Below are 23,729 nucleotides of genomic sequence, written 5' to 3'. Positions count from 1 at the left end.
TGGAAGCAATGTGAGCAATGTCGTGCCTTCCCGACCGGTCCGTGAAGTCCGTATCGAAAACGCATGACAATAATAATCATTATCATTCGCACTTGTAAAGTTTTTCGCGCTTTTTTTCCTTGATTTTTTGGGTAAATCCCATGAATTTAGGAAGGAAATACCCCAAAGGAGCAGGAAATGAGCGAGATTGCGATAAGACATGCCGCTGTTGAAGACGCCGCTGCGCTGTACCGTATGTTAAGCCAGCCGGAGACTTATGCCGATACTCTGCAAATTCCTCATCCTTCGCTTCAGCTTACTCAGGAAAGGTTGCAGAATTTTCAGCCCGGTACGCAGCGGCTGGTGGCCTGCATTGACCAGCAGGTGGTCGGCGATCTTTATCTGGAGGTAAACAACCGCGCACGGCGGCGGCACACGGCGACGTTCGGCCTGTGCGTTGATTATCATTTTCGTGGCCGTGGCGTAGCGTCGGCTTTAATGCGCGAGATGATTAGCCTGTGTGATAACTGGCTAAACGTAGAAAGAATAGAGCTGACGGTTTTTGCCGACAATGAGGTTGCAGTCGGGCTTTATCAGCGTTTTGGCTTTGAAACAGAAGGCAGGGCGAGGCGCTTCGCCATGCGCAACGGCAAGCTGGTAGACGCGCTTTATATGGCAAGGTTCAGGCCGCCTGTAAACGAATAAGCATGGGCCAGCCCCTTTCGCTGCCAACAACCTCAGCCTGTCCGGATCGGGGTCTGTTCCTGAGATAAAGTGCTTTTATTGCGCAAAAAAAAGACTATACTGTAACTACAAATATGTAAGTACAAGGATAGGTGCGTGGCATATACCGAGCGTTTTATCCATAACGGCTGGCAGTACGAATGGAACAAGGACAAGCTGGCTGCAAATCTTGAAAAGCATGGCGTGCATTCCGAACTCGCCTGTGAAGTATTTAGCGACCCTAATCTGCTGTCCGTAAAAGATGCCTCTGCCTGGTATGGTGAGATAAGGCACAGGCATTTAGGCGAAGTGTGGCTGGATGAAACGACCGCGCTTCTGGTTGTGGTCACAACCGAGCGTAATGATGCAACCAGGATTATTTCGGCCCGACTGGCTGAACCTCGCGAAATCAGGTGGTACCGAAAATGAACCGTCAGGAACAGATTAAGCTTTTAAAAACAAAAGCTTCACAAAAAGCCACTGAAGATGCCGCTAAGTCTCCGCAGGCGCTGGAAAAAGCTGGCGACAATTGGGACAGAGCGGAAAGAGGCAAATTTTACCGGCCCAGGAAAGAGCAGCGCACGGTGCGGATTGATGCTGATGTTCTGTACTGGTTAGAACAACCCGGCCCCGGCTACCAGACCCGCCTTAACCAGATCCTGCGCGAAGCGATGGAAGATGACAGGAACAGCAATTAAAGGCTTTGCCCTGAAATCTGGGTTGATGCAGTTAAAGTTCAGGGCGCAACCCTGCGCCCTTCCACTCTTAATAACCCGCCGTCAGATCGTCAATGGAGCGCGGATCCGATGCGCCATATAGCGTGCCGTCCGGGCCAATCATAATGCTTTGCGTGCTGCCCATCGCAGGCAGTACCTTCACATGTTGCCCTTTCTCTTCCAGCAGTTTCAGCGTATCGGGGCTGAAGCCTTTTTCCACACGCAGCTGATCCGGCAGCCACTGATGATGGAAGCGCGGCGCATTGGTTGCCTCTGCTACGTTCATTCCAAAATCAATGCTGTTCACTACCATTTGCAGCACCGTAGTAATAATCCGGCTGCCGCCCGGGCTGCCTGTTACCAGCCAGGTTTTACCGTCTTTAGCAACGATGGTCGGCGACATGGAAGAAAGCGGCCGTTTGTAAGGCTGCACGGCATTGGCTTCGCCACCAACCAGGCCATAAATATTCGGCGTACCCGGCTTGGCGGAGAAATCGTCCATTTCGTTGTTCAGCAGGATGCCGCTTTTGCCCGCCACGATACCGCTACCGAAGTAGGTGTTCAGCGTATAGGTGACAGCGACCGCGTTGCCTTGCTTATCCACTACTGAAAAGTGCGTAGTCTGGTTGCTTTCGTAAGGCGCGAGCTTGCCAGGTTTGATCTCGCTGGAAGGCAGCGCCTTGTTAACGTCGATTTGCTGCGCCAGCGATTTTGCATAGGCTTTGTTGGTCAGCGCCTGCCACGGCACCTTTACAAAATCGGGATCGCCCAGGTATTCCGAGCGATCGGCATAGGCATGTTTCTCCGCCTCTGCCATGACCTGCATTGCATCGGCGCTGCCAAAGCCCATTTTCGCCAGGTCAAAGTTTTCCAGAATATTGAGGATTTCCACGATATGAATACCGCCGGACGATGGCGGCGGCATAGAGAAGACCTCGTAGCCGCGATAAGTGCCGCTGATGGGCTTGCGCTCTACGGCTTTATAGTTAGCCAGATCCTCTTTACCGATCAGGCCGCCGTTGGCCGCCATTTCCGCTGCAATTTCGTCGGCTATTGCGCCTTTATAGAAGGCATCCGGCCCCAGCGTGGCGATCAGCTTCAGGCTACGGGCAAGATTATGCTGCACCAGCTTTTCGCCGCGCGCATAAGGCTGGCCGTCCGCTTTATAAAAGACAGCTTTACTGTTGGGATGATTAATCAGCACTTCCTTGCCGTAAACCTTTAAATCATCCGCCAGCGCCTCGTTGACCACTATACCTTTTTCCGCCAGCTGGATTGCCGGAGCGATTAGCTGCGCCAGCGGCAGCGTACCGTATTCTTTGTTGGCTAAAGCAAAACCGGCAACGGTGCCGGGCACGCCGGAAGCGAGATGGGAAGTCAGCGATTTTTTGCTGTCGGCGTTGCCCTGAGCGTCCAGGAACATATCGCGGCTGGCTTTGATCGGTGCCATTTCGCGGAAGTCGATCGCAGTAGTATGGCCGGAAGCGGTGCGGATCAACATAAAGCCGCCGCCGCCAAGATTTCCGGCCTGCGGATGCGTAACCGCCAGCGCGTAGCCTACTGCTATTGCCGCATCTACCGCGTTGCCGCCGCGCTTCAGCACATCCACACCAGCCTGGGTTGCCAGCGCATCTACCGAGGCGACCATACCGTGCTGCTCTTTAACCGGATGAAAGGTGTCCGCGCCTACGCCATAGGATATTGGCGGCGCGGTTGGCGCCGCTATGGCGCCCTGCCAGAGGAACAGCCCTGCCATCAGCGATACTGCCAACTGCTTAGTGCCCATAGAAACCTCTTATTAGTATTATTTACGTTTGTTTACCGTCTCTAACTATGCACAAAATAAGCAAAAAGGCGAGAATTCGCGCGAATTCAGAGTAATACGCAGGCTGGTGCCGCCGCTCTGGCATACACTGAAGCAACAGCAACAGGGAGATGAAAAATGAAATGGTTACTCGTATGCGCCGCGCTGCTGCCTTTCGCCAGCATGGCCAATATGTTGAATAACAATAATGAGCCAAACCGTCCGGGCTACAACCCCAGTTCGCAACGTATGCAGCAGCAGATGCAGACGCAGCAGCAACAGCAGCAGTTGAAGCTGCGCCAGGATCAGCAGCAGCAGAGCCAGCAGCTACAGCGTAAGGTGCAGGAGCAGCGCAACAGTGCTTCCCAGCGAGTGCTGCAATCCCAGCCGGGGAATGCTACCTCGCCGCCGGTGCAGCAGAATAATAATTAAGTTTCCGTCTACGCGGCCGGACGGCAAAAGGCCGCGTTTATCCCAACCAGCTATCCGCCAGCCTGAAGCGCCGCAAAATCCGCCGTCAGCAGGTCAATGCGGTCAGTGCAGATGGCATCAACGCCCCAGTTCAGCAATTCCCTTGCCCTTTCCGGCTGGTTGACCGTATAAACTAAAATCTTCAGGCCCGCCGCTTTTAGCACCGCAACTCGCTGCTGATTCAGCACCTTATGATTGAAGTGCACCGAAACGCAGTCCAGCCGCTGGGTTAACTGTTGCCAGTCATCATGCCATTCATGCAGCAGCAGCCCGCGCGGCAGTTCAGGCACGGCCTGCTGAGCGGCTTGCAGCGCTTCATAAGAAAACGAGGAAAGCAGCGGCGCAGTTTGATGCTGCCACAGTTCGCGGGCCGCCAGCGCGACTACGCGGCCTGTTTCTTCTTCCAGCCCGGTAGTCGGCTTGATCTCAATATTCGCCATCATGCCGTAAGAGGCGCAGCGCTCCGCTACCTGAGAAAGCAGCGGCAGCCGCTCGCCGGTGAAATCTTTGCCAAACCAGCCGCCCGCATCCAGCTGGATCAGTTTTTCCCAGGGTAGCTGGCCAGCAATGCCCCAGCCGTTGCTGGTTCGGTCCAGCGTGTCGTCATGCAGCAGAAAAATTTCGCCGTCCAGCGACAGCTTGACGTCAAATTCAATCATTTTATGGCCCAGACGCGCGCCGGTATCAATGCCGACGAGGGTATTTTCCGGGGCCAGCTTGCCGCCGCCGCGATGGGCGACGATGGGCGGGTAAGGCCAGGCTTTAATAGTCATTCGAGCCGTTGTCCGTTGTAAGTGTCAAAGAAGTGTAGCGACTCCGACGGCAAATGCAGCCACAGCAGGCTGCCGATAGCCGGGCGCTCAACGTGCGGCAGCCGCACCACCATATTGTGGTCGCCCCATTTGCCGTGCGCCAGGTTATCCGCGCCCAGCATCTCCAACGTTTCCACCGCCAGCGCCAGCCCGCTGTGCCGGTCGGCCAGCTTAATATGCTCCGGCCGGATCCCCAGCGTCAACTGACGACCAGCCCACTGTTGTTTGGGCTGCGGCAGCGGAATAGCGCTCTCCGCCAGCATTAGCCTTGCGCCGTCCTGGCTGATTTCGCCTTCCAGTAAGTTCATAGCGGGCGCGCCGATAAAGCTGGCGACAAAGCGCGTGGCCGGTCGCTCGTAGATTTCTACCGGCGTTCCCAGCTGCTCCAGAACGCCTTTGTTCATTACCATGACCCGCTGCGCCAGCGTCATCGCCTCGACCTGATCGTGCGTGACATACAAGCTGGTGGTTTGCAGGCGACGGTGCAGCTGTTGTAACTCAAGTCTCATCTGCACCCGCAGCCGCGCGTCCAGGTTCGATAAAGGCTCATCAAACAGGAACACCGCCGGTTCACGCACTATAGCGCGGCCCATCGCCACGCGCTGCCGCTGGCCGCCGGAAAGCTCGCGCGGTCGACGATGCAATAGCGCTTCCAGCTCCAGGCTTTTCGCTGCTTCCAGCACGCGCTGGCGAATGTGTTCTTTGCCCATGCCGCGAATTTTCAGGCCGTAGGCCATGTTCTGCTCGACGCTCATATGCGGATAGAGGGCGTAGTTCTGGAATACCATCGCAATGCCGCGATCTTTGGGTTCCAGATCGGTGACCCGCTCGCGGTCAATATAGATATCACCGCTGCTGACCTGCTCCAGCCCGGCGACCATGCGCAAGAGCGTAGATTTGCCGCAGCCGGAAGGCCCGACCATCACCATAAATTCACCGTCGCGGATATCCACGTCAAGCGGCTGAATAATCTGGTTTTTACCATCATAGGATTTGGTGACCGCCTGAAACTTAACGCCTGCCATGTTATTTCTCACTCTCCACCAGCCCGCGAACGAAAGCGCGCTGCATTACTAAAACAATCACTACCGGCGGGATCATAGTCAGCAGCATCGCCGCCATCACCAGATTCCACTGCGTGGTGGTGCCGTCACCGCTGCCAATCATGCTGCGGATGCCCGCGACCGCGGTGCCCAAATCGACCTCATTGATAATCAGCAGCGGCCAGAGATACTGATTCCAGCCGTAAATAAAAGTGATAACAAACAGCGCGGCCAGGTTGGTTTTCGACAGCGGCAGGACGATATCCCAGAAAAAACGCATCGGGCCAGCACCGTCGATACGCGCCGCCTCGATCAGCTCATCAGGCAGCGTCATAAAGAACTGACGAAACAGAAAGGTGGCGGTAGCGGAAGCCATCAATGGCAGCGTCAGCCCGCTGTAGCTGTCCAGCATTTTCAGGTCAGCGATCACCTCTACGGTCGGGAAAATGCGTACTTCCACCGGCAGCATCAGGGTGATGAAAATCAGCCAGAAAAAGAGGCCGCGTAGCGGAAAGCGGAACCAAACCAGCGCGAACGCAGAAAGTATCGACACTGAAATTTTCCCTACGGTGATGGCCAGCGCCATAAAGGTGCTGTTGAACAGCATTCTGCTGAAAGGCGCGCTGTTTTGCCCTATACCGTGCTGCCAGATAACGCTGACGTTATGCCATAGCGAGCTGCCGGGGATCAGGGGCATCGGCACCTGAAACACTTCATTATCGTTCAGCGTGGCGGCGACAAAAGCGATATAAAGCGGAAACAGCACGGTCAGCGCGCCCAAAGCCAGCATCAGGTGACTGAAAAGAGTCAGTCCGCGTCGGTTCTCAATCATTGGTAGCGCACCTTTTTCTCGACAAAGCGGAACTGGATTACCGTCAGCGCGATCACCAGCACCATCAGCACCACCGACTGCGCGGAAGAGGAAGAGAGATCCAGACCGGCAAAGCCTTCGCGATAGATTTTATAAATCAGCGTAGTGGTGGACTGCACCGGCCCGCCGCCCGTTGCGGCGTCGATCACCGGAAAAGTGTCAAAGAAGGCGTAAACCAGATTCACTACCACCAGAAAGAAGCCCACCGGCGTAATCAGCGGCAATGATATCTGGAAGAAGCGCCGCACCGGGCCTGCGCCGTCGATGGCCGCCGCCTCGATCAGGGATTTGGGTATCGATTGCAAAGCGGCAAAGAAAAACAGGAAGTTATAGCTCATTTGCTGCCAGACGGAAGCCAGCACCACCAGCGTCAGCGCCTGGCCGCTGTTTTGCGCATGGTTCCAGCTGTAGCCCAGCTGGCCCAGAAAATGGGTAATCAAGCCCTGGCCGGGGCTGAATAAAAACATCCACAGTACTGCGGCCACGGCGGGCGCGACCGCGTACGGCAGCAGAAACAGCGTTTGATAAAAACGCTTCAGGCGCAGTACGTGGTCGGTTAGCGCGGCTAAAAACAGCGAGAGCGTCAGGCCGATAACGGTAACCAGCCCGCTGAAAATCAGGGTGGTTTTAAACGAATCGAGGTAATACTCATCGTCCAGTAGCCGGGCAAAGTTTTGCATGCCGACAAAAGTACTGGAGACGCCAAAAGGGTCGACCTGCTGCACCGAATACCACAGGGCTTCGCCAGCGGGCCAGAGAAAGAAAATCAGGGTGATCAGCAGCTGCGGTAGCATCAGCAGATAAGGTAGCCAGCGCGAGCGAAAAACGGGACGTGAAGAGGACATAAAAAAACTCAGGACGTGAAAGCGGTCTGTACGCCGCCGTGGGTTGCACGGCGGCGCGGCTGATTATTGCTTAACGGTTTGCTCGAAACGTCTTAGCAGGATATTACCGCGCGTTACTGCGCTATCCAGCGCGGCCTGCGGCGTTTTTTTGCCTGTCCAGACGCCTTCCAGCTCTTCATCCACTATGGTGCGGATCTGCGGCATATTGCCCAGACGCATGCCTTTGGTAAACGGCAACGGCGGCTTGTTCAGCATCTGGCGCGTGGCGATATCCGCGCCTGGATTTTTCTCGTAAAAGCCCTGTTTACGGGTCAGCTCGTAAGCCGCCGTAGTAATCGGCAGATAGCCAGTTTTCTGGTGCCATTCAGCGGCAATTTCCGGCTGCGCCAGGAACTGCATAAATTCCGCCACGCCTTTATAGGTTGCGGCGTCTTTGCCTTTCATCACCCACAGGCTGGCGCCGCCGATCATGGCGTTTTGCGGCGCGTTCGGCACGGTTTCGTCATAAGGCATCATGCCAACGCCATAATTGAATTTGGCGTAATGACGGATATCGGCCAGCGAGCCAGAAGAAGCTGTGGTGATGCCGCAATCGCCGTTGTAAAACTTGGCGGTGGATTCATCCTTGCGGCCAAAATAGGTGAAATCGCCCTTTTTATTCATCTCTTGCAGCAGCTGAATATGGCGCACCTGGGTCGGCTTGTTGAATTCCAGCTCGGCATCGGTACCGTCAAAACCGTTGTTTTTAGTGGCGACCGGCAGGCCATGCCAGGCGCTGAAGTTTTCGATCTGGATCCAGCCCTGCCAGCCGCTGGCGTAACCGCAGCTCAGACCGGCTTTACGCAGCGCGGCGGCATCCTTTGCCAGCGCCTGCCAGGTTTTCGGCGGCTGCTCCGGATCCAGGCCCGCTTTTTTAAAGGCGTCTTTGTTGTAATAAAGCACCGGCGTGGAGCTGTTGAAAGGCTGCGAGATCAGATGGCCGGTTTTGGCGTCGCTGTAGTAGCCGGAAACCGTCGGCACAAATTGCTTTTCATCTACGACGATGCCCGCGTTCTGGAAAACCTCGTTTACCGGCACGATCGCTTTCGAGGCCATCATGGTCGCGGTGCCTACTTCATAAACCTGAAGAATGGCGGGCGCTCTGCCGGAACGCACGGCGGCAATCCCGGCGGCCAGGCTTTGTTCGTAGTTGCCTTTATAGGTCGGCACTATTTTGTAGTCAGGATGCGACTCGTTAAAACGCTGCGCCAGTGAATTGACTTCCACGCCCAGCTCGCCTTCCATCGAATGCCAGAAAGGGATATCGGTGGCGGCCAGCGCCTGTCCGCTAAAGGTCAGCCCCAGCGCCATGCAAAGTGCGGTGTGACGAAATGAGAACAATGCCATATCGGTTTTCCTGTACCCGTTTTTATTACGCGCAAAGCCGCGTCCCGTAACGCTTCGGCAGGTAACATGACATGCAAAAATGACGGAAAGATAACAGCGAGATGACAGCAGGATGACGGAAGGATGACCAGCAAGCCCGGCTGAAGGGGATCAGACCGGGCCTGAGAAAACGCGGTTAACCGCCCAGATAGGCGCTGCGCACCGCTTCGTTAGCCAGCAGCGCTTCGCCGCTGTCTTCAAGCACTACGTGGCCGTTTTCCAGCACGTAGCCGCGATCGGCCAGCTTCAGCGCCTGGTTAGCATTCTGCTCCACCAGAAAGATAGTCATGCCTTCCTGACGCAGCTGCTCGATGGTGTCGAAGATCTGTTGAATAATAATGGGTGCCAGGCCCAGCGACGGCTCGTCCAGCAGCAACAGGCGCGGCTGGCTCATCAGCGCGCGGCCAATCGCCAGCATCTGCTGCTCGCCGCCAGACATAGTGCCGGCACGCTGTACGCGGCGCTCGTAAAGACGGGGGAAAAGCTCATAGACGCGCTTGATCCGCGAATGATACTGCTGGCGATCGGCAAAGAAGCCGCCCATTGCCAGGTTTTCATCCACCGTCATGCGCGAGAATACTCGCCTTCCTTCCGGCACTATAGCTATTGCCTCGCGCATAATGCGCGCGGTTTGCCAGTCGGTAATATCTTTGCCGTCGAACAGCACTTTTCCCTGCGTCGCCCGAGGTTCCCCACAGAGCGTGCCCAGGATAGTGGTTTTTCCTGCGCCGTTGGCACCAATCAGCGTAACAATTTCGCCCTGGTTGATATGCAGGCTGACGTTGTGCAGCGCCTGAATTTTACCGTAGTGCGCGCTGACGTTTTCCAGAGAGAGCATGGCCATTTTACGCTTCTCCCAGGTAGGCGCGGATTACATCCGGATTATTACGAACCTCTTCCGGCGTGCCGTTTGCCAACGGCGTGCCCTGATTGACCACGTAAATGCGATCCGAGATGCCCATTACCAGTTTCATATCGTGCTCAATCAACAGTACCGATACCTTATGCTCATTGCGCAGCTCGGCGATCAGCTCGTCCAGCTCCAGCGTCTCTTTAGGGTTCAGGCCCGCAGCCGGTTCATCCAGCATCAGGATTTGCGGCCGCGTCACCATACAGCGGGCGATTTCCAGACGGCGCTGCTGACCATAGGCCAGGTTGCCCGCCTGACGGTTAGCCAACGCCAGCAGGCCCACACGATCCAGCCAGGTTGCCGCTCTGTCCAGCGCTTCGCTTTCCGCTTTGCGGAAGCCAGGCGTTTTCAGCAGCCCGGCAAAGAGGCCGCTTTGCAGGTGCTGATGCTGCGCTACCAGCAGGTTTTCGATTACCGTCATTTCACGGAACAAACGCACATGCTGAAAAGTGCGCACTATGCCCATTCGTGCGATCTCTTGCCCCGCCAGGCCCGCCAGCTGGCGTTCGCCCAGCATAATGCTGCCGCCCGTTGGCCGATAGAAACCGGTCAGGCAGTTAAATACCGTGGTTTTCCCGGCGCCGTTAGGGCCAATCAGGGAAACGATCTCCTGCTCTCTAAGTTCCAGCTCAACGTTGTTGACCGCCAGCAGGCCGCCGAAGCGCATCATCAGGCCATTTACGGCTAATAGAGGCTTCATGGCTGCTCTCCTTTTTCCACGCTTTTTAATTTCAGGTGCGGTCGCTGCATCGGCAGTAATCCCTGCGGCCGCCAAATCATCATCAGCACCATCAGGCCACCCAGCACCAGCATGCTGTACTCATTTAAGTCACGCATCAGCTCGCGTGAAACCACCAGCAGCACGGCGGCGAGAATGACGGCGAACTGCGAGCCCATGCCGCCCAGCACCACTATCGCCAGTACAAAGGCCGATTCGGCAAAGGTAAAGGATTCCGGGCTGACGAAGCCCTGCCGCGCCGCGAACAGACTACCCGCGAAACCGGCGAAGGCTGCGCTGATGGTAAAGGCGGTCAGCTTGATGCGCGTTGGGCTGAGGCCCAGCGAACGGCAGGCTATCTCATCTTCGCGCAGCGCTTCCCACGCCCGGCCCAGCGGCATTCTCAGCAGCCGGTTAATCACGAACAGCGTCAGCACTACCAGCAGCAGCGCCACCATATAGAGGAAGATAATGCGGTCGCTGGGATCGTATTTCAGGCCAAAGAAGTGGTGGAAAGTATCCCAGCCGCCATCGCGCACGCTGCGGTTAAACTCCAGGCCGAAAAACGAGGGCTTAGGGATCTGGCTGATGCCGTTCGGCCCGCCAGTGATTTCGGTATTGTTCAGCAGCAGAATACGGACGATTTCACCAAAGCCCAGCGTCACTATCGCCAGATAGTCACCGCGCAAACGCAGTACCGGGAAGCCCAGCAGCAGGCCAAACAGCGCCGCTACTATGCCCGCCAGCGGCAGACATTCCCAGAAGCCGAGGCCGAAATAGTGGTTCAACAGCGCGAAGGTGTAAGCGCCAATGGCATAGAAGCCGCCATAGCCCAGCACCAGCAGGCCGGAAAGGCCAACCACCACGTTCAGGCCCAGCCCAAGCATTACGTAGATCAAGGTCAGCGTAGCGATGTCTACCGTGCCACGAGAGACCAGGAAAGGCCAGGCGACGGCAGCGACGATCAGCAGCAGCAGGAAGAGCTTCTGCTTTGGCGTGGAGCCGTCGATACCCGGCAACACCAGCGCCGGGCCGGAAATCTTCTTCAGGCCGTGCTGGAAAACGGGCCGCAAAAGCTGGAAGAAAAAGACCACGGCGCAGCCGACGGCTATCCAGTTCCAGCGTACGCTGCCCGCATTGTTGACCACCAGGTGCGTCCCGTCCAGGTTAAGGCGCATGCCCATAAAGAACGCGGCTAACACCAGCAGCATCAGGGCAGAAGCGAAGGCATTAAACAGGTTTTTCATACCTTTTCTACCTCCGGACGGCCCAGGATACCGGTAGGCATCACCAGCAGCACTACGATCAGCAGCGCGAAAGAGACCACATCTTTATATTCGGTGCTCAGATAGGCCGAGGTCAGCGCTTCTGCGATACCCAGGATCAAACCGCCCAGCATCGCGCCGGGAATGCTGCCTATTCCGCCCAGCACGGCGGCGGTAAAGGCTTTCATGCCCGCCATAAAGCCGATATAGGGGTTAATCACGCCGTAAAACTGGCCCAGCAGCACGCCCGCTACCGCCGCCATCGCCGCGCCGATAACGAAAGTCAGCGAGATCACGCGGTCGGTATTGATGCCCAGCAAGCTGGCCATTTTTAAATCTTCCGCGCAGGCGCGACAGGCGCGGCCCATGCGGGAATAGCGAATAAACAAAGTTAAGGCCAGCATGGCGATAAAGGTCACCGCCCAAATCACTACCTGCATGGTAGAGACAGTCGCGGCGAAGCCGTTGCTGACGCCCAGCGTCCACTGCCCGGTCACCAGCCCCGGCAGCGCCAGATCGCGCGAACCCTGGGTCAGGCTGACGTAGTTTTGCAGAAAGATGGACATACCGATGGCGGAAATCAGCGCAATCAGCCGTTTGGAAGAGCGCACCGGCTTATAGGCCACGCGCTCAATGCTCCAGCCATAGGCGCTGGCGATAACGATAGCCACGATAAAACCGGCGCCGATCAGCAGCCAGCTGGCATCAATACCCATCATCATCAGCGCGGCGATCACGATAAAAGAGACATAGCTGCCGATCATATAAACTTCGCCGTGGGCGAAGTTAATCATGCCGATAATGCCATAAACCATGGTGTAGCCGATGGCGATCAGCGCATAAGTGCTGCCCAACGTGACGCCGTTGAACATTTGCTGCAGAAAATAGAGAAGCTGCTCGGACATAAAGAATACCTTACTGCTATCCGCCCTGGCGGAAAGAGAATTGCCTTATCGACACGGGAGGAAAAATTCCTTTATCGGGTCAGCCCCGACCTTCCACCCTCTATACCCCGGATGTGCGTTGGTACAGGGCCAGGCCCGTGAAGCGTAGCGCTACGGGCGTCAGCGACGCCCGCTGTTGTTGTTATTTTACGGCGGTAGAAGAGCCGTCGGCGTGCCAGGTAAAGATGCCGAACTCAAAGCCTTTGAGATCGCCTTTGGCATCCCAGCTCAGATCGCCCATCACCGTTGGCACCGGCGCGCCCTCTTTCAGGTTTTTAGCAATCTCTTCCGGTTCGCTGCTCTTGCTGCGTTCCATGCCGGTGGTTAAGGCCTGCAGCGCTGCATAGGTCGTCCAGACGAACGGGCCGGTTGGATCCAGTTTTTTCGCTTTAATCGCATCGACGATAGGTTTGTTCGCGGGCACCTGATCGTAGCGTTTCGGCAGCGTTACCAGCATGCCTTCAGAGGCAGCGCCAGCGATGTTGGAGAGCGAAGCATTACCCACGCCTTCCGGCCCCATAAAGCCGGTTTTCAGGCCAGCCGCGCGGGACTGGCGCAGGATTTGCCCCATTTCAGGGTAGTAGCCGCCAAAGTAGACAAAGTCGACGTTTTCTTTCTTCAGGCGAGCCACCAGCGTAGAGAAGTCTTTATCGCCCGCGGTAATACCTTCAAACATCACTACGTTGCCGCCCGCTTTTTTCAGGCTTGCCTGAACAGAGCGAGCCAGCCCTTCGCCATACTGCTGTTTGTCATGAATAACGGCGATACGCTGCGGTTTGATCTGCTCAAGGATATATTTTGCCGCCGTTGGCCCCTGATCGGAATCCAGGCCGGTGGTACGCATAATCATCTTGTAGCCGCGCGTGGTGAGATCGGCGTTGGTGGCCGCAGGCGTAATCATCAGCACGCCTTCGTCTTCATAGATATCGGAAGCAGGCTGGGTGGAAGAGGAACAGAGGTGGCCGATCACGTAATGGATGCCATCGTTGATCACTTTGTTGGCAACCGCGACGGCCTGTTTTGGATCGCAGGCATCATCATACTGTACGGCGACCAGTTTATTGCCGTTTACGCCGCCTTTGGCATTGATATCGGCAATGGCTTGCTTAGCACCAGTAAATTGCATATCGCCATACTGTGCGACCGGGCCCGACATCGCGCCAACAATGGCCACTTTGATATCTTCTGCCATCGCGGCCTGGCTGAGCGCCAGCGCCATGCAACCAGCTAAAAACGCGCTACCTTTTATTTTCATCCTGACTACCCCATCAGTTGTGTTTGCTGTTTTTTATCCCGTCGCCATCAATAAATGCTGTGAGAATAACGGCTTAGCGTGGAAACGGGTCTTTTTAGTAATAAGGCTTTAAATTTCAGGTTATTAAACAGGAATTTTCTTCTGTAAATCAACTGACATAATGTGATATCGCCGCTTACTTCAGCACAAATGACTGGCACGAACGCGCGTTATTCCGGCGTTTTGCCAGCGGGTTATTCTGCGTTCTCGCTACTCCTTCAGCGTTTCTCTTTAACTTTACTCGCCACCCTGACAGATTGCTTTGTTTTTATACAAAAAAAGTTACGCGCCCCTTTGCGTATAATTTCGCTACAATCTGCCTCTCGCGTCGGCAGGGTAACTTTTTATGAAACTGACTATTCTCAGGCTGCAACGCCTTACCGCTCAGGATTGCCTAGATCTGAGCAAAATCTGGCCGGAAAGCGATGCGGCCACGCTGGAAAGCACACTGGATGAGCATCACCGACTCTATGCGGCGAAATTTAACGATCGGCTGCTGGCCGCCGTAAAAGTGACGCTGACAGGAACCCAGGGCGAGCTAACGGATTTTAGGGTACGGGAAGTCACCAGAAGGCGCGGCGTAGGCGGCTATTTGCTGGAAGAGACGCTGGCGCAGAATGCGGCTATCAGGCAGTGGTGGATGGCGGATGTGAGCGGCGAAGATCGGGAAGGTCTGGCTGCCTTTATGCAAAAGCAGGGATTTACGGCACAAACCGGCGGCTGGGTTTATCAGCGTTAAGCCGGGCGGCTGTAGCCAGGCCCAAAACAGAAAAGGCGACCCGAAGGCCGCCTTTTCTCGCTACTGCGAATTATGCCTCAATGGCAACGCGTAGCTTTTTCATCGCATTTTTTTCCAGCTGGCGGACGCGCTCGGCGGAAACGCCGTATTTGTCGGCCAGCTCCTGCAGCGTGGTTTTGTTGTCGTCATCCAGCCAGCGGGCGCGGATGATATCCTGGCTGCGCTCGTCCAGGCCCTGCATAGCGTCGCTCAGCTTATCTGCGGCGTGGTTATCCCAGTTATCTTCTTCGATGCCATCGGCAAAGTCGGAAGATTTATCCTGCAGATAGAGCATCGGCGCCATTGAGCGGCCTTCGCCCTCGTCTTCCGGCGTGGGATCGAAGGTCATATCCTGGGCCGCCATACGCGACTCCATCTCGAGTACGTCTTTGCTGGTTACGCCCAGCTCGCGCGCCACCATTTCGACTTCATCCTGGTTAAACCAGCCCAGACGCTGCTTGGCTTTCCGCAGGTTAAAGAACAGCTTGCGCTGCGCTTTAGTGGTGGCAACCTTAACGATACGCCAGTTGCGCAGAACGTACTCGTGGATTTCGGCTTTGATCCAGTGTACCGCGAAGGAGACCAGGCGCACGCCCACTTCTGGATTGAAGCGGCGCACGGCTTTCATCAGGCCGATGTTGCCTTCCTGAATCAGGTCCGCCTGCGGCAGGCCGTAGCCGGCATAGTTGCGAGCGACATGAACAACAAAGCGCAGGTGAGACAGGATCAGCTTTTTGGCTGCTTCCAGATCGCCCTGGTAATGCAGCCGTTCAGCCAGCGCTTTTTCCTCTTCTGCCGTCAGCACAGGCCAGGCATTGGCCGCCCGGATATAGGAATCCAGGTTGCCTAAAGGAGCAATAGCTAAAGTTTGCATTTCTTTGGTCATTCAAACCCTCTCTGTTTTAAGCGATATTGCCGCACTTTTCCCTGCGCGGTTCACAAGCCTACGTGAACCTCCACGAGAAAGGAGAGCAATCCGTGCTACTTCGACTGCAAAGTTATCCACAAGTTCACTATCAGCTGTGCGTAATATACACACATTTCTCGGGTGGGGGGAACGGGCCGGAAGGAAATTTTTACTTAAGGAGGTTTCCTCTGCGGCACGGCGTTCATGCAACAGAGGAATAGTATAACAAAAAAAGTGAGAAGAGGTTACTGCGGCGTAAATCGACGTAAATGTTGCACTGTCGCCAGCCACGCGGCAATCCAGCCGATCATCGCGGAAATCAGCAGCAGCAGCAGGCTCTCATCCCATGCCAGGCCGTGCAGTACAAAGGTGGTGCCAAAGACCGCAGCGACCTGGGTGACTACCGATTCCAGGCGGAAAACCAGCACTTCGGAAAGCGCCAGCGACAGCAGCGCGCCGCAGAATCCCAACAGCGCACCGCCATACAGGAACGGCCGCAGAATAAAGCCATCCGTCGCGCCAATCAGCTTCTGCACGTTGATGGTATCGCGGCGGGCAAAGATGCTAAGCCGCACGCTGTTGCCGATCACCAGGAAGACCGCCACTATCATCAGGATGCCGATCATGGTCGCTACCTGGCCCACCAGGCCAGCCAGCGCCGCCAGCCGGGCGAACCAGCTGTCATCCATTTTCACTTCGTCCACGCCCTGCACTTTCGCCACGCGATCGCGCAGGTTGTTCATGGTGTCCGAATTCTGGAAATTGATCTGTGGCGTGATGATAGCTACCGCCGGTAACGGATTCTGCTCCAGCATATCCATTGCGCCGCCGAAGCCTGACCAGTTACGAAACTCGCCCATCGCCTCTTCGCGCGACAGGTAGTTAACCTTGTCTACGCCGTCCTCTTTTTTCAGCTGCGCCACAACGTTTTCCGCCGCGTCGTCATCCAGCGTTTTACTCAGGTAGACGGTTAGCTGCGGCGCTGGATACCACTGCTGCGCCGCGCTGCTGACGTTTTTCCATACCATAAAGCAGACGCTCGGCAACGTCAGCGAAATAGCGATAACCATGACCGTTAACAGCGTGGCCAGCGGCTGCCGCCACATATCGGATAAAGTGCCGCGCAGCGCATAGCGCCACTGCTCCTGCCAGCCGCCCTTCAGCGCTTTGCTTTTAGAAGGCTGCTTTGCGGCTTTCGGCGCGGCCGGACGCGGATTGCGTTTATTCGCCATAGTTGCCTCCGTGCAGACGCCCCTGATTCAGCGTCATCAGACGATAGTTGCGGCGGGCGATCAGCGCCCGGTCATGGGTTGCCATCAGCACGGTGACGCCCACGCGGTTGAACTCTTCAAACAGGCGCAGGATATCTTCGGACAGCGCCTCATCCAGGTTACCGGTAGGCTCATCCGCCAGCAGTACGGCAGGCTTGTTGACCACGGCGCGCGCGATGCCCACGCGCTGCTGCTCGCCGCCCGACAGCTGAATGGGGTAACTCTTCGCTTTGTCTAACAGCCCGACTTTATCCAGCGCGGCGGAAACGCGACGGCGAATATCTTCACCGCTCGCGCCCGCAATAATCAACGGGATTGCCACGTTGTCATAAACAGACCTGTCCATCAGCAGATGGTGATCCTGAAAAATCATGCCGATCTGGCGGCGCAGGAACGGCACCTCGCGGCTTTTCAGGCGGCTGATATCATGGCCGCTGAACCAGATGTGACCAGCGCTGGGGCGCTCAATGCCGCAAATCAGCTTCAGCAGCGTGCTTTTCCCCGCGCCGGAATGTCCGGTCAAAAACGCCATCTCGCCTGGCTGCAGGTGAAAATCTACGCCCTGCAGCGCCTGTCGCCCGCCGAGATAAGCCTTACTGACTTCTTCAAAGCGAATCATCCTAATTAGTCCTCTCGGGCAAATAGTGCCTCTATAAAATCGTCCGCCTTGAACGATCGTAAATCTTCAATGCCTTCGCCGACGCCGATATAGCGGATCGGAATGCCAAACTGATCGGCAACCGAGAAGATCACGCCGCCTTTAGCGGTGCCATCCAGCTTGGTCAGCGTAATGCCGGTCAGACCAACCGCCTCATGGAAAAGCTTAGTCTGGCTGATAGCGTTCTGGCCGGTGCTGGCGTCGATGGTCAGCATCACCTCATGCGGCGCCTGCTCGTCGAGTTTTTTCATCACGCGGGTGATTTTTTTCAGCTCTTCCATCAGGTGCGATTTGTTCTGCAAACGCCCTGCCGTATCGGCGATCAGCACGTCTACATTGCGTGCTTTCGCCGCCTGAATCGCATCGAAAATCACCGAGGCGGAATCCGCGCCGGTATGCTGGGCTACGACCGGAATATTGTTGCGCTGGCCCCAAACCTGTAGCTGCTCTACCGCTGCCGCACGGAAGGTATCGCCTGCCGCCAGCATCACCGATTTGCCTTCGGCCTGGTACTGACGCGCCAGCTTGCCGATGGTGGTGGTTTTACCCACGCCGTTAACGCCGACCATCAGGATAACGAACGGCGTTTTACCCGTTACATCCAGCGGCGCGTCAACTTTTGCCAAAATTTCGGACATTTCCTGCTTAAGCAGGCCATAGAGCGCTTCCGCATCACGCAGCTGTTTGCGGCTTGCCTGAGCGGTCAGGTTGGTAATAATGCGGCGCGTGGTTTCAACGCCCACATCAGCAATCAGCAGCTGCTCTTCCAGCTCTTCAAACAGCTCGTCGTCGATTTTTTTGCCGCGGAACAGGCTAACAAAACCGGATCCCAGATTCTGGCGGGTTTTAACCAGGCTGCGCTTCAGTCGGGCGAAAAAGCCTTCTTTGGTTGGACGCGCTTGCTCTTCGACGTGGCTCTGCTCTTGTTCAGCCGCGTTGGCATGCTCGATGGCTACCAGCGCAGCAGCAACGGATTCTTCTTCTTCAATAACCGTCTGCTCGGCCTCGGAAGCGCCTGCGGCCAGCGCGGCGGCTTCCAGCTCTTCCGGCGTAATGATTTCGTCCAGCTCTTCCGGCAGCGGTTCCGGCTCTACTGCTGCCGTTTCCTTCGGCAGCGGTTCCTCTTCCGGCTCTACTGCCACGATTTCTTCTGGCAGCGGCTCTTCTTCCGGCTCTGGCTTAGCTGGCTCGATTTCTTCTGGCAGCAGCTCTGCTTCTGGTTCCGGTTTAGCTGGCGCGATGTCTTCCGGCAGTAGTTCCTCTTCTGGCTTAGCTGGCACGGCGCTTTCCGGCTCAGCCGGAGCGGCCTGCTGCTCTGCCTGTTCCTGAGCCACTTTCTCGGTAGCCTCAACGATAGCTTCAGCGTGCTGCTCTGCTTCGGGAGGCGTGGCGCTCTCCGCCGCTTCGGTCTGCTCCGGCGTCTGGATCTCTTCCTCAGGCGCTTTTTCTTCGCGTCCTAATCCCAGCCAGGAAAAAAAGCCACGTTTTTTATTTTTTGCCATGGTGCAACCACACTCCTCGCGGGGAAAAAAACCGTCAGGTCTCTGAAAATAATCTTAATCCCCTAGTCTAACACTTTCCTGCTAACGCAACACAGCACCCTTTTTACGTTTCCTCTGCCCGGTAAGCCCGTTAAACTGTGCAACAAATTATGAAGAGTTAAGTCAGATGAATAAAAAACCTCGCGGCGGCAGCGCCGGACAGATCCGCATTATTGGCGGCCAGTGGCGCGGCAGAAAGCTGCCGGTGCCCGATAGCGCCGGGCTGCGCCCGACTACCGATCGCGTACGTGAGACGCTGTTTAACTGGCTCGCGCCGGATATTCAGGGCGCGCGCTGCCTGGATTGTTTTGCCGGCAGCGGCGCATTGGGGCTGGAAGCGCTGTCTCGCCATGCGGCTTCGGCTACCCTACTGGAGCTGGAGCGCCCCGTGGCGCAGCAGCTGGAGAAAAATCTTGCCACGCTGGGCGCGGCTAATGGTCGGGTTATCAACGCCAATACGCTGCAGTTTCTGGCACAGGCAGGCGAGCCTCATCAGCTGGTTTTTATCGATCCGCCGTTTCGCAAGGGCCTGCTGGAAGAGACGATAACATTGCTGGAAACCCAGGGCTGGCTGGCTGAAGAAGCGTTAATTTACGTAGAAAGCGAAGTAGAGAACGGCGCGCCGCCGGTGCCGGCTAATTGGCTGCCGCATCGCGAGAAGATCGCCGGGCAGGTCGCTTACCGCCTTTATGTCCGCCGTTCCCCGGAAAGGAGAGAAAGTCATGCTGATTAATTTGGGCAGAGCGCTGATGGTATGCGTCTGGGCCTTTTTGCTGCTTAACCTGATCCATCCCTACCCCGCGCCGCTGAAGTACTTTATCAACGTCGCGCTGTTTTTTATGGTGATTATGCACGGCCTGCAGCTGGTGTTGATGCGCGCTACCCAGCCGAAAGAGGGGCCGAAGTTAAGCGGCGCGCTTCAGGCTAAGATTTTCTTTTTCGGCGTTTTTGAGCTGCTGGCCTGGCAGAAAAAGCAGTTGCCAAAACAGTAAAGCGCTCTGCTTAGCGAGGCCGGAAGGCGACAAACCTGGTGCCCTTCACTTTTAGCTCGCCTTTTTCTCCCCGTTCAAGCTGGTGATAGTCTTTAGCCTCCAGCACCAGCTTGAAATCACCCGCGCCGTTCAGCGGATGAAACCATGCCTCATAGCGCATCGCTTCGACCGGAATATTTTCACGCTGGCGCGACCGCAGCGCGGAAGTAGACACTTCTCTCTTTTCTTTTACCTCGACAGGCAAGGTGCGAACGGGCAGCGCATCGTTGACCGCCACTTCCTGCCGCTGCTTGATAAACTGCCGGGTGGCCAGCACGGCGATAATAGCCAGCGTAATAAAAAAGATCAGGGGCGGCTTCACGGCTTCTCCTCGTTTCACGACGTAAAAGGAAAGAATACAACCAGAGGCCTCTCATTGTCACATCGTCGGCAACTGGCCTAAGCTTAAAAAGAGTTGTGGAATTTTGCATCTAAAACAAAGGGACACATTATGATTTGGTCGTTTTTGGCAGTGCTTTTTTCCGGCTGGCTATACGTGGACGCGACTTACCGCGGGCCGCAGTGGCAGCGCTGGGTCTTTAAACCGGTTACGCTTTTGCTGCTGCTTGCCTGGGCCTGGCAGGCACCGGTACTGAATGCCACGGATTATCTGATCCTGTTCGGGCTGTTGGCGACGCTGGTGGGCGATGCGCTGATGCTGCTGCCCGAGCGCCGCATGCTTTACGCCATCGGCGCTTTTTTCCTGTCGCACCTGCTCTATACCATCTGCTTCGCCAGCCATATGACGCTGACTTTTTTCTGGCCGATCCCGCTGACGGTATTGGTTATCGGCGTGCTGCTGATAGCGACTATCTGGACAAAACTGGCTGAACTGCGCTGGCCGGTTTGTACTTTTATCGGCATGACGCTGCTGATGGTCTGGCTAACCACCGAGCAATATTTTTTCCGCCCAACGGACTACGCTTTTTCGCTGATGATCGGGACCTCGCTGCTGCTGCTCGCCAATATTGTCTGGCTGGTTAGCCATTATCGCCGCCGCTTTACGGCCGACAGCGCTATTACCGCCGCCTGCTATTTTGCCGGGCACTTTATGATTGTTCGCTCGCTTTATCTCTGATTTTCGCCTTGACTCTGGAGTCGACTCCAGAGTGTAAGATGGGCCTGGCGGGGAGTTCGCTCGCCAGGCTTATCAGGAGGCGTTATGCATCAGAATCTATCTTCTTCCTGCCCTTGCGGGCAGCGCCATGCAGTCGGTCAAAAAGATTGTCGGCCAGCGTCAGGCGTGAAGCTCGCCGCAGCTAAGAAAACCTGTTGCGGCGCCAACAGCTGTACTTCCCCGTCAGAAACCCAACCCCACAGCGGCGATTATAGCTGGCAGATTAGCGGTATGGATTGTCCGGGCTGCGCCAGGAAAATAGAGAATGCCGTGGGCCAGCTGGCAGGCGTTACTCAGGCTCGCGTTCTGTTCGCCACCGAGAAGCTGGTTGTTAACGCCGATCGAGATGTTCGTCAGCAGGTTGAAAATGCGGTCGCCAGAGCGGGCTTTACTCTTCGCTCAGCCGCGCAGCCAGCGAGGGAAAAAGAAGGCTTCTGGCAGGAAAACGGGATGTTGATGGCGCTTGCCGGATTGATGGTCGCCAGCTGGCTGCTGCAGTTGTTCAACCCGCAAGCCGGCAAAATAGCTTTTATCCTGACCACGCTGGCTGGCTGCTGGCCGGTTGCCCGAACGGCGCTGCGTCTGACGCGCAGCGGCACGCCTTTCGCTATCGAAACATTAATGACGGTGGCTGCTGTCGGCGCGCTTTTTATCGGCGCAACGGCGGAAGCGGCAATGGTACTGTTACTTTTTATGCTGGGCGAACGCCTGGAGGCTTTTGCCGCAGGTCGCGCCCGCCGTGGCGTGACGGCGCTGATGGCGTTAAAACCTGAGCAGGCACTGCGGATACGTGGCGACATTGGTGAAACGGTAGCGGTCGATGCCCTACGGCCTGGCGATATTATTGAGGTTGCCGCTGGCGGGCGTTTACCTGCCGATGCCAGCCTTGTTACGCCTTTCGCCAGTTTTGATGAAAGCGCGCTGACCGGCGAGTCAATGCCGGTAGAACGCCAGGCGGGCGAAAGCATCGCCGCTGGCAGCCTGAGCGTCGATCGTCTGGTCAGGCTGAAAGTGGTTTCCAAACCCGGCGAAAGCGCTATTGACCGCATCCTGCATTTGATTGAGGAAGCTGATGCCCATCGTGCGCCGGTCGAACGTTTCCTCGATCGTTTCAGCCGCGTCTATACGCCGTTGGTGATGGCGGTGGCGCTATTGACGGCGCTGGTACCGCCGCTGCTGTTTGCCGCCGACTGGCAGTCATGGATCTATAAAGGGCTCACCTTGCTACTGATCGGCTGTCCCTGCGCGCTGGTTATCTCTACGCCAGCCGCTATTACTTCAGGCCTGGCCGCCGCCGCGCGTCATGGCGTGCTGATTAAGGGTGGCGCGGCGTTGGAAATCCTGAACGGCGTGCGCACACTGGCCTTTGATAAAACCGGTACGCTGACCGAGGGCAAACCGCAAATTGTCATGATTCTGGCCTTCGACAACGAAGACGAAACGGTGCTGCTGGCGAAAGCCGCCGCTGTCGAACGGGGATCTTCTCATCCGCTGGCGAAGGCGGTTGTGCAACTGGCGGAACAGCGCAGGCTGATCATACCCCAGGCCACGGCGCAGAGAGCACTGGCAGGAAGCGGTATTGAAGCGGTAGTTGGCGATCACAAACTTCTAATCTGCGCGCCGGGCCAGCGGATGCTGATAGCGGAGCGGCAGGCGCAGGTTGCGAAACTGGAGTCGGCAGGCAATACCGTAGTCATCGTCGTGCAGAATGAACAGCCGATTGGCCTGATAGCGCTGCGTGATACGCTGCGCCCGGACGCCGCTGCAGCGCTGGCCGAATTGCGCGCGTTGAATATAGAAGCAGTGATGCTGACCGGCGACAATCCGCGAGCGGCGGCGGCCATCGCCAGCGAGCTTGCTATCGACTATCAGGCCGGTCTGCTGCCTGAAGATAAGGTTGCGGCTATTCACGAGCTTAATCAGCAAAGCGCCGTAGCTATGGTTGGCGACGGCATCAACGATGCGCCCGCGATGAAGGCAGCGACGCTGGGGATTGCAATGGGCGGCGGCAGCGACGTAGCGCTGGAAAGCGCCGATGCCGCATTAACTCATAACCGGCTGGCGGGTCTGGCGACGATGATCCGTCTTGCACGCGCCACACATGCCAATATCCGGCAGAATATTACGTTGGCGCTAGGGCTGAAAAGTTTGTTTCTGGTGACCACGCTGCTGGGAATAACCGGGCTGTGGCTGGCGGTGCTGGCAGATTCCGGCGCAACCGCGCTGGTGACGGCGAATGCGTTACGGCTACTGAGTAAGCGCTAACTTAGCATCTTGCCCTGCGGGTTCCGGCAGGGCGAGCGGCTGTTAAACGGGGCTACAATCCTTTTTTCAACAGATAACGATAGGGCAGCGCGTCCGTCTCCTGCGCCAGCAGCTGGTGCTCCATAAAACGGCAGAAGCCAGGAATATCGCGAGTAGTAGCCGGATCGTCCGCGATAATAAGCAGGGTTTCGCCTTCCTGCATATGGCGCACGGCCTTGCGCACCATCATTACCGGTTCGGGACAGCGCAGGCCCAGCGCGTCCAGGGTTTGGTCGGGATTTGCGAAGAGTTCGCTCATTTTATTCTCAATCAGACAGGAAATGGCTCTATTTTACCCCTGC

The 23,729-nt window shown here is 56.5% G+C and carries 26 protein-coding genes; 9 read left to right on the top strand and 17 right to left on the bottom strand.

Translation table 11 applies throughout. The features are described 5' to 3' along the window. Nucleotides 1-177 precede the first annotated feature (177 nt). From ACETPC_RS16640 to ACETPC_RS16630, 3 genes are all read left to right on the top strand, one after another. Nucleotides 178-684 (top strand): GNAT family N-acetyltransferase, encoded by a 507-nt coding sequence (locus ACETPC_RS16640; protein WP_380183210.1) that lies wholly within the window; start codon nt 178-180, stop codon nt 682-684. A gap of 135 nt (nt 685-819) precedes the next feature. Further along, nucleotides 820-1,131 (top strand): BrnT family toxin, encoded by a 312-nt coding sequence (locus tag ACETPC_RS16635; RefSeq protein ID WP_380183208.1) that lies wholly within the window; start codon nt 820-822, stop codon nt 1,129-1,131. Then, nucleotides 1,128-1,400 carry a BrnA antitoxin family protein gene (locus tag ACETPC_RS16630; RefSeq protein ID WP_380183206.1) on the top strand — a complete coding sequence of 91 codons (273 nt, stop codon included), beginning with the start codon at nt 1,128-1,130 and terminating at the stop codon, nt 1,398-1,400. Before ACETPC_RS16635 ends, ACETPC_RS16630 begins: the two co-directional genes overlap by 4 nt. A gap of 67 nt (nt 1,401-1,467) precedes the next feature. Here the strand turns inward: ACETPC_RS16630 and ggt are convergent, their stop codons facing one another. Continuing rightward, nucleotides 1,468-3,204 (bottom strand): gamma-glutamyltransferase, encoded by a 1,737-nt coding sequence (gene ggt, locus ACETPC_RS16625; RefSeq protein ID WP_380183204.1) that lies wholly within the window; start codon nt 3,202-3,204, stop codon nt 1,468-1,470. Between the two features lie 156 nt (nt 3,205-3,360). Here ggt and ACETPC_RS16620 point away from each other — a divergent pair, with 156 nt between their 5' ends. Then, entirely contained in the window at nt 3,361-3,654 is a 294-nt protein-coding gene (locus ACETPC_RS16620) for a DUF2756 domain-containing protein (protein ID WP_380183202.1), read from the top strand. A gap of 50 nt (nt 3,655-3,704) precedes the next feature. Here the strand turns inward: ACETPC_RS16620 and ugpQ are convergent, their stop codons facing one another. The 10 genes from ugpQ to ACETPC_RS16570 all read right to left on the bottom strand — a co-directional run bounded on the left by ugpQ (nt 3,705) and on the right by ACETPC_RS16570 (nt 13,781). Next, nucleotides 3,705-4,466 (bottom strand): glycerophosphodiester phosphodiesterase, encoded by a 762-nt coding sequence (gene ugpQ / locus ACETPC_RS16615; protein ID WP_380183200.1) that lies wholly within the window; start codon nt 4,464-4,466, stop codon nt 3,705-3,707. After that, a complete protein-coding gene (locus ACETPC_RS16610) occupies nt 4,463-5,530 on the bottom strand; it encodes a sn-glycerol-3-phosphate import ATP-binding protein UgpC (RefSeq protein WP_380183198.1) in 1,068 nt (355 codons plus the stop codon). Before ACETPC_RS16610 ends, ugpQ begins: the two co-directional genes overlap by 4 nt. Before the next feature lies 1 nt (nt 5,531). Continuing rightward, complete coding sequence (gene ugpE / locus ACETPC_RS16605; protein WP_380183196.1) at nt 5,532-6,380, bottom strand: sn-glycerol-3-phosphate ABC transporter permease UgpE; 849 nt, start codon at nt 6,378-6,380, stop codon at nt 5,532-5,534. Beyond that, entirely contained in the window at nt 6,377-7,264 is an 888-nt protein-coding gene (gene ugpA / locus ACETPC_RS16600) for a sn-glycerol-3-phosphate ABC transporter permease UgpA (protein ID WP_380183194.1), read from the bottom strand. The genes ugpE and ugpA overlap by 4 nt, the downstream gene beginning before the upstream one ends. A 63-nt stretch (nt 7,265-7,327) precedes the next feature. After that, nucleotides 7,328-8,650 carry a sn-glycerol-3-phosphate ABC transporter substrate-binding protein UgpB gene (ugpB, locus tag ACETPC_RS16595; RefSeq protein ID WP_380183192.1) on the bottom strand — a complete coding sequence of 441 codons (1,323 nt, stop codon included), beginning with the start codon at nt 8,648-8,650 and terminating at the stop codon, nt 7,328-7,330. A 175-nt stretch (nt 8,651-8,825) separates the two neighbouring features. Continuing rightward, nucleotides 8,826-9,533, bottom strand: a complete 708-nt coding sequence (livF, locus tag ACETPC_RS16590; protein WP_380183190.1) for a high-affinity branched-chain amino acid ABC transporter ATP-binding protein LivF — start codon at nt 9,531-9,533, stop codon at nt 8,826-8,828. A 1-nt stretch (nt 9,534) separates the two neighbouring features. Then, nucleotides 9,535-10,299: a high-affinity branched-chain amino acid ABC transporter ATP-binding protein LivG gene (gene livG / locus ACETPC_RS16585; protein WP_380183189.1), complete on the bottom strand. Its 765-nt coding sequence runs from the start codon at nt 10,297-10,299 to the stop codon at nt 9,535-9,537. Next, nucleotides 10,296-11,564 carry a high-affinity branched-chain amino acid ABC transporter permease LivM gene (locus ACETPC_RS16580; protein ID WP_380183187.1) on the bottom strand — a complete coding sequence of 423 codons (1,269 nt, stop codon included), beginning with the start codon at nt 11,562-11,564 and terminating at the stop codon, nt 10,296-10,298. Before ACETPC_RS16580 ends, livG begins: the two co-directional genes overlap by 4 nt. Further along, complete coding sequence (gene livH, locus ACETPC_RS16575) at nt 11,561-12,487, bottom strand: high-affinity branched-chain amino acid ABC transporter permease LivH (protein ID WP_380183185.1); 927 nt, start codon at nt 12,485-12,487, stop codon at nt 11,561-11,563. Before livH ends, ACETPC_RS16580 begins: the two co-directional genes overlap by 4 nt. Nucleotides 12,488-12,668: 181 nt before the next feature. After that, complete coding sequence (locus ACETPC_RS16570) at nt 12,669-13,781, bottom strand: branched-chain amino acid ABC transporter substrate-binding protein (RefSeq protein ID WP_380183183.1); 1,113 nt, start codon at nt 13,779-13,781, stop codon at nt 12,669-12,671. Between the two features lie 385 nt (nt 13,782-14,166). Between ACETPC_RS16570 and panM the strand changes: the two genes are divergently transcribed. Then, the gene (gene panM / locus ACETPC_RS16565; RefSeq protein ID WP_380183181.1) at nt 14,167-14,559 is read left to right on the top strand and encodes an aspartate 1-decarboxylase autocleavage activator PanM; all 393 of its coding nucleotides are present in this window, start codon (nt 14,167-14,169) and stop codon (nt 14,557-14,559) included. Between the two features lie 70 nt (nt 14,560-14,629). Here panM and rpoH read toward each other — a convergent pair whose 3' ends face one another. From rpoH to ftsY, 4 genes are all read right to left on the bottom strand, one after another. After that, complete coding sequence (gene rpoH / locus ACETPC_RS16560; RefSeq protein ID WP_336144325.1) at nt 14,630-15,484, bottom strand: RNA polymerase sigma factor RpoH; 855 nt, start codon at nt 15,482-15,484, stop codon at nt 14,630-14,632. A gap of 266 nt (nt 15,485-15,750) precedes the next feature. Continuing rightward, on the bottom strand, nt 15,751-16,737 hold the full coding sequence (gene ftsX, locus ACETPC_RS16555) for a permease-like cell division protein FtsX (RefSeq protein ID WP_380183178.1): 987 nt from the start codon (nt 16,735-16,737) through the stop codon (nt 15,751-15,753). Further along, nucleotides 16,727-17,395: a cell division ATP-binding protein FtsE gene (ftsE, locus tag ACETPC_RS16550; RefSeq protein ID WP_125289938.1), complete on the bottom strand. Its 669-nt coding sequence runs from the start codon at nt 17,393-17,395 to the stop codon at nt 16,727-16,729. The genes ftsX and ftsE overlap by 11 nt, the downstream gene beginning before the upstream one ends. A 5-nt stretch (nt 17,396-17,400) precedes the next feature. Beyond that, a complete protein-coding gene (ftsY, locus tag ACETPC_RS16545; RefSeq protein WP_380183175.1) occupies nt 17,401-18,936 on the bottom strand; it encodes a signal recognition particle-docking protein FtsY in 1,536 nt (511 codons plus the stop codon). A gap of 166 nt (nt 18,937-19,102) precedes the next feature. Here ftsY and rsmD point away from each other — a divergent pair, with 166 nt between their 5' ends. Continuing rightward, nucleotides 19,103-19,708: a 16S rRNA (guanine(966)-N(2))-methyltransferase gene (gene rsmD / locus ACETPC_RS16540; protein ID WP_380183173.1), complete on the top strand. Its 606-nt coding sequence runs from the start codon at nt 19,103-19,105 to the stop codon at nt 19,706-19,708. Beyond that, entirely contained in the window at nt 19,698-19,967 is a 270-nt protein-coding gene (locus ACETPC_RS16535) for a DUF1145 family protein (RefSeq protein ID WP_380183171.1), read from the top strand. The genes rsmD and ACETPC_RS16535 overlap by 11 nt, the downstream gene beginning before the upstream one ends. Nucleotides 19,968-19,977: 10 nt before the next feature. Here the strand turns inward: ACETPC_RS16535 and ACETPC_RS16530 are convergent, their stop codons facing one another. Continuing rightward, entirely contained in the window at nt 19,978-20,328 is a 351-nt protein-coding gene (locus ACETPC_RS16530; protein WP_380183169.1) for a DUF2500 domain-containing protein, read from the bottom strand. Nucleotides 20,329-20,457: 129 nt separating this feature from the next. Here ACETPC_RS16530 and ACETPC_RS16525 point away from each other — a divergent pair, with 129 nt between their 5' ends. Together ACETPC_RS16525 and ACETPC_RS16520 are read left to right on the top strand one after the other, a co-directional pair. Then, nucleotides 20,458-21,084 (top strand): lysoplasmalogenase, encoded by a 627-nt coding sequence (locus ACETPC_RS16525; protein WP_380183167.1) that lies wholly within the window; start codon nt 20,458-20,460, stop codon nt 21,082-21,084. 84 nt (nt 21,085-21,168) lie between these two features. After that, a complete protein-coding gene (locus ACETPC_RS16520; RefSeq protein WP_380183165.1) occupies nt 21,169-23,388 on the top strand; it encodes a zinc/cadmium/mercury/lead-transporting ATPase in 2,220 nt (739 codons plus the stop codon). Nucleotides 23,389-23,440: 52 nt separating this feature from the next. Here the strand turns inward: ACETPC_RS16520 and tusA are convergent, their stop codons facing one another. Beyond that, nucleotides 23,441-23,686 (bottom strand): sulfurtransferase TusA, encoded by a 246-nt coding sequence (tusA, locus tag ACETPC_RS16515; protein ID WP_380183163.1) that lies wholly within the window; start codon nt 23,684-23,686, stop codon nt 23,441-23,443. Nucleotides 23,687-23,729: the final 43 nt, after the last annotated feature.

The organism is Pantoea sp. sgz302252 (assembly GCF_042610525.1).
GTDB lineage: Bacteria > Pseudomonadota > Gammaproteobacteria > Enterobacterales > Enterobacteriaceae > Erwinia.
Note: the sequence above shows the minus strand (reverse complement) of the source record. Positions and strands in the feature narration are given on the sequence as shown.

What these genes read in the sequence shown, in the direction of transcription:
- ACETPC_RS16640 (WP_380183210.1), top strand. Translation starts at nt 178, where the DNA reads ATGAGCGAGATTGCGATAAGACATGCCGCTGTTGAAGACGCCGCTGCG.
- ACETPC_RS16630 (WP_380183206.1), top strand. Translation starts at nt 1,128, where the DNA reads ATGAACCGTCAGGAACAGATTAAGCTTTTAAAAACAAAAGCTTCACAA.
- ggt (WP_380183204.1), bottom strand. Translation starts at nt 3,204, where the DNA reads ATGGGCACTAAGCAGTTGGCAGTATCGCTGATGGCAGGGCTGTTCCTC.
- ACETPC_RS16620 (WP_380183202.1), top strand. Translation starts at nt 3,361, where the DNA reads ATGAAATGGTTACTCGTATGCGCCGCGCTGCTGCCTTTCGCCAGCATG.
- ugpQ (WP_380183200.1), bottom strand. Translation starts at nt 4,466, where the DNA reads ATGACTATTAAAGCCTGGCCTTACCCGCCCATCGTCGCCCATCGCGGC.
- ACETPC_RS16610 (WP_380183198.1), bottom strand. Translation starts at nt 5,530, where the DNA reads ATGGCAGGCGTTAAGTTTCAGGCGGTCACCAAATCCTATGATGGTAAA.
- ugpE (WP_380183196.1), bottom strand. Translation starts at nt 6,380, where the DNA reads ATGATTGAGAACCGACGCGGACTGACTCTTTTCAGTCACCTGATGCTG.
- ugpA (WP_380183194.1), bottom strand. Translation starts at nt 7,264, where the DNA reads ATGTCCTCTTCACGTCCCGTTTTTCGCTCGCGCTGGCTACCTTATCTG.
- ugpB (WP_380183192.1), bottom strand. Translation starts at nt 8,650, where the DNA reads ATGGCATTGTTCTCATTTCGTCACACCGCACTTTGCATGGCGCTGGGG.
- livF (WP_380183190.1), bottom strand. Translation starts at nt 9,533, where the DNA reads ATGGCCATGCTCTCTCTGGAAAACGTCAGCGCGCACTACGGTAAAATT.
- livG (WP_380183189.1), bottom strand. Translation starts at nt 10,299, where the DNA reads ATGAAGCCTCTATTAGCCGTAAATGGCCTGATGATGCGCTTCGGCGGC.
- ACETPC_RS16580 (WP_380183187.1), bottom strand. Translation starts at nt 11,564, where the DNA reads ATGAAAAACCTGTTTAATGCCTTCGCTTCTGCCCTGATGCTGCTGGTG.
- livH (WP_380183185.1), bottom strand. Translation starts at nt 12,487, where the DNA reads ATGTCCGAGCAGCTTCTCTATTTTCTGCAGCAAATGTTCAACGGCGTC.
- ACETPC_RS16570 (WP_380183183.1), bottom strand. Translation starts at nt 13,781, where the DNA reads ATGAAAATAAAAGGTAGCGCGTTTTTAGCTGGTTGCATGGCGCTGGCG.
- panM (WP_380183181.1), top strand. Translation starts at nt 14,167, where the DNA reads ATGAAACTGACTATTCTCAGGCTGCAACGCCTTACCGCTCAGGATTGC.
- rpoH (WP_336144325.1), bottom strand. Translation starts at nt 15,484, where the DNA reads ATGACCAAAGAAATGCAAACTTTAGCTATTGCTCCTTTAGGCAACCTG.
- ftsX (WP_380183178.1), bottom strand. Translation starts at nt 16,737, where the DNA reads ATGGCGAATAAACGCAATCCGCGTCCGGCCGCGCCGAAAGCCGCAAAG.
- ftsE (WP_125289938.1), bottom strand. Translation starts at nt 17,395, where the DNA reads ATGATTCGCTTTGAAGAAGTCAGTAAGGCTTATCTCGGCGGGCGACAG.
- ftsY (WP_380183175.1), bottom strand. Translation starts at nt 18,936, where the DNA reads ATGGCAAAAAATAAAAAACGTGGCTTTTTTTCCTGGCTGGGATTAGGA.
- rsmD (WP_380183173.1), top strand. Translation starts at nt 19,103, where the DNA reads ATGAATAAAAAACCTCGCGGCGGCAGCGCCGGACAGATCCGCATTATT.
- ACETPC_RS16535 (WP_380183171.1), top strand. Translation starts at nt 19,698, where the DNA reads ATGCTGATTAATTTGGGCAGAGCGCTGATGGTATGCGTCTGGGCCTTT.
- ACETPC_RS16525 (WP_380183167.1), top strand. Translation starts at nt 20,458, where the DNA reads ATGATTTGGTCGTTTTTGGCAGTGCTTTTTTCCGGCTGGCTATACGTG.
- ACETPC_RS16520 (WP_380183165.1), top strand. Translation starts at nt 21,169, where the DNA reads ATGCATCAGAATCTATCTTCTTCCTGCCCTTGCGGGCAGCGCCATGCA.
- tusA (WP_380183163.1), bottom strand. Translation starts at nt 23,686, where the DNA reads ATGAGCGAACTCTTCGCAAATCCCGACCAAACCCTGGACGCGCTGGGC.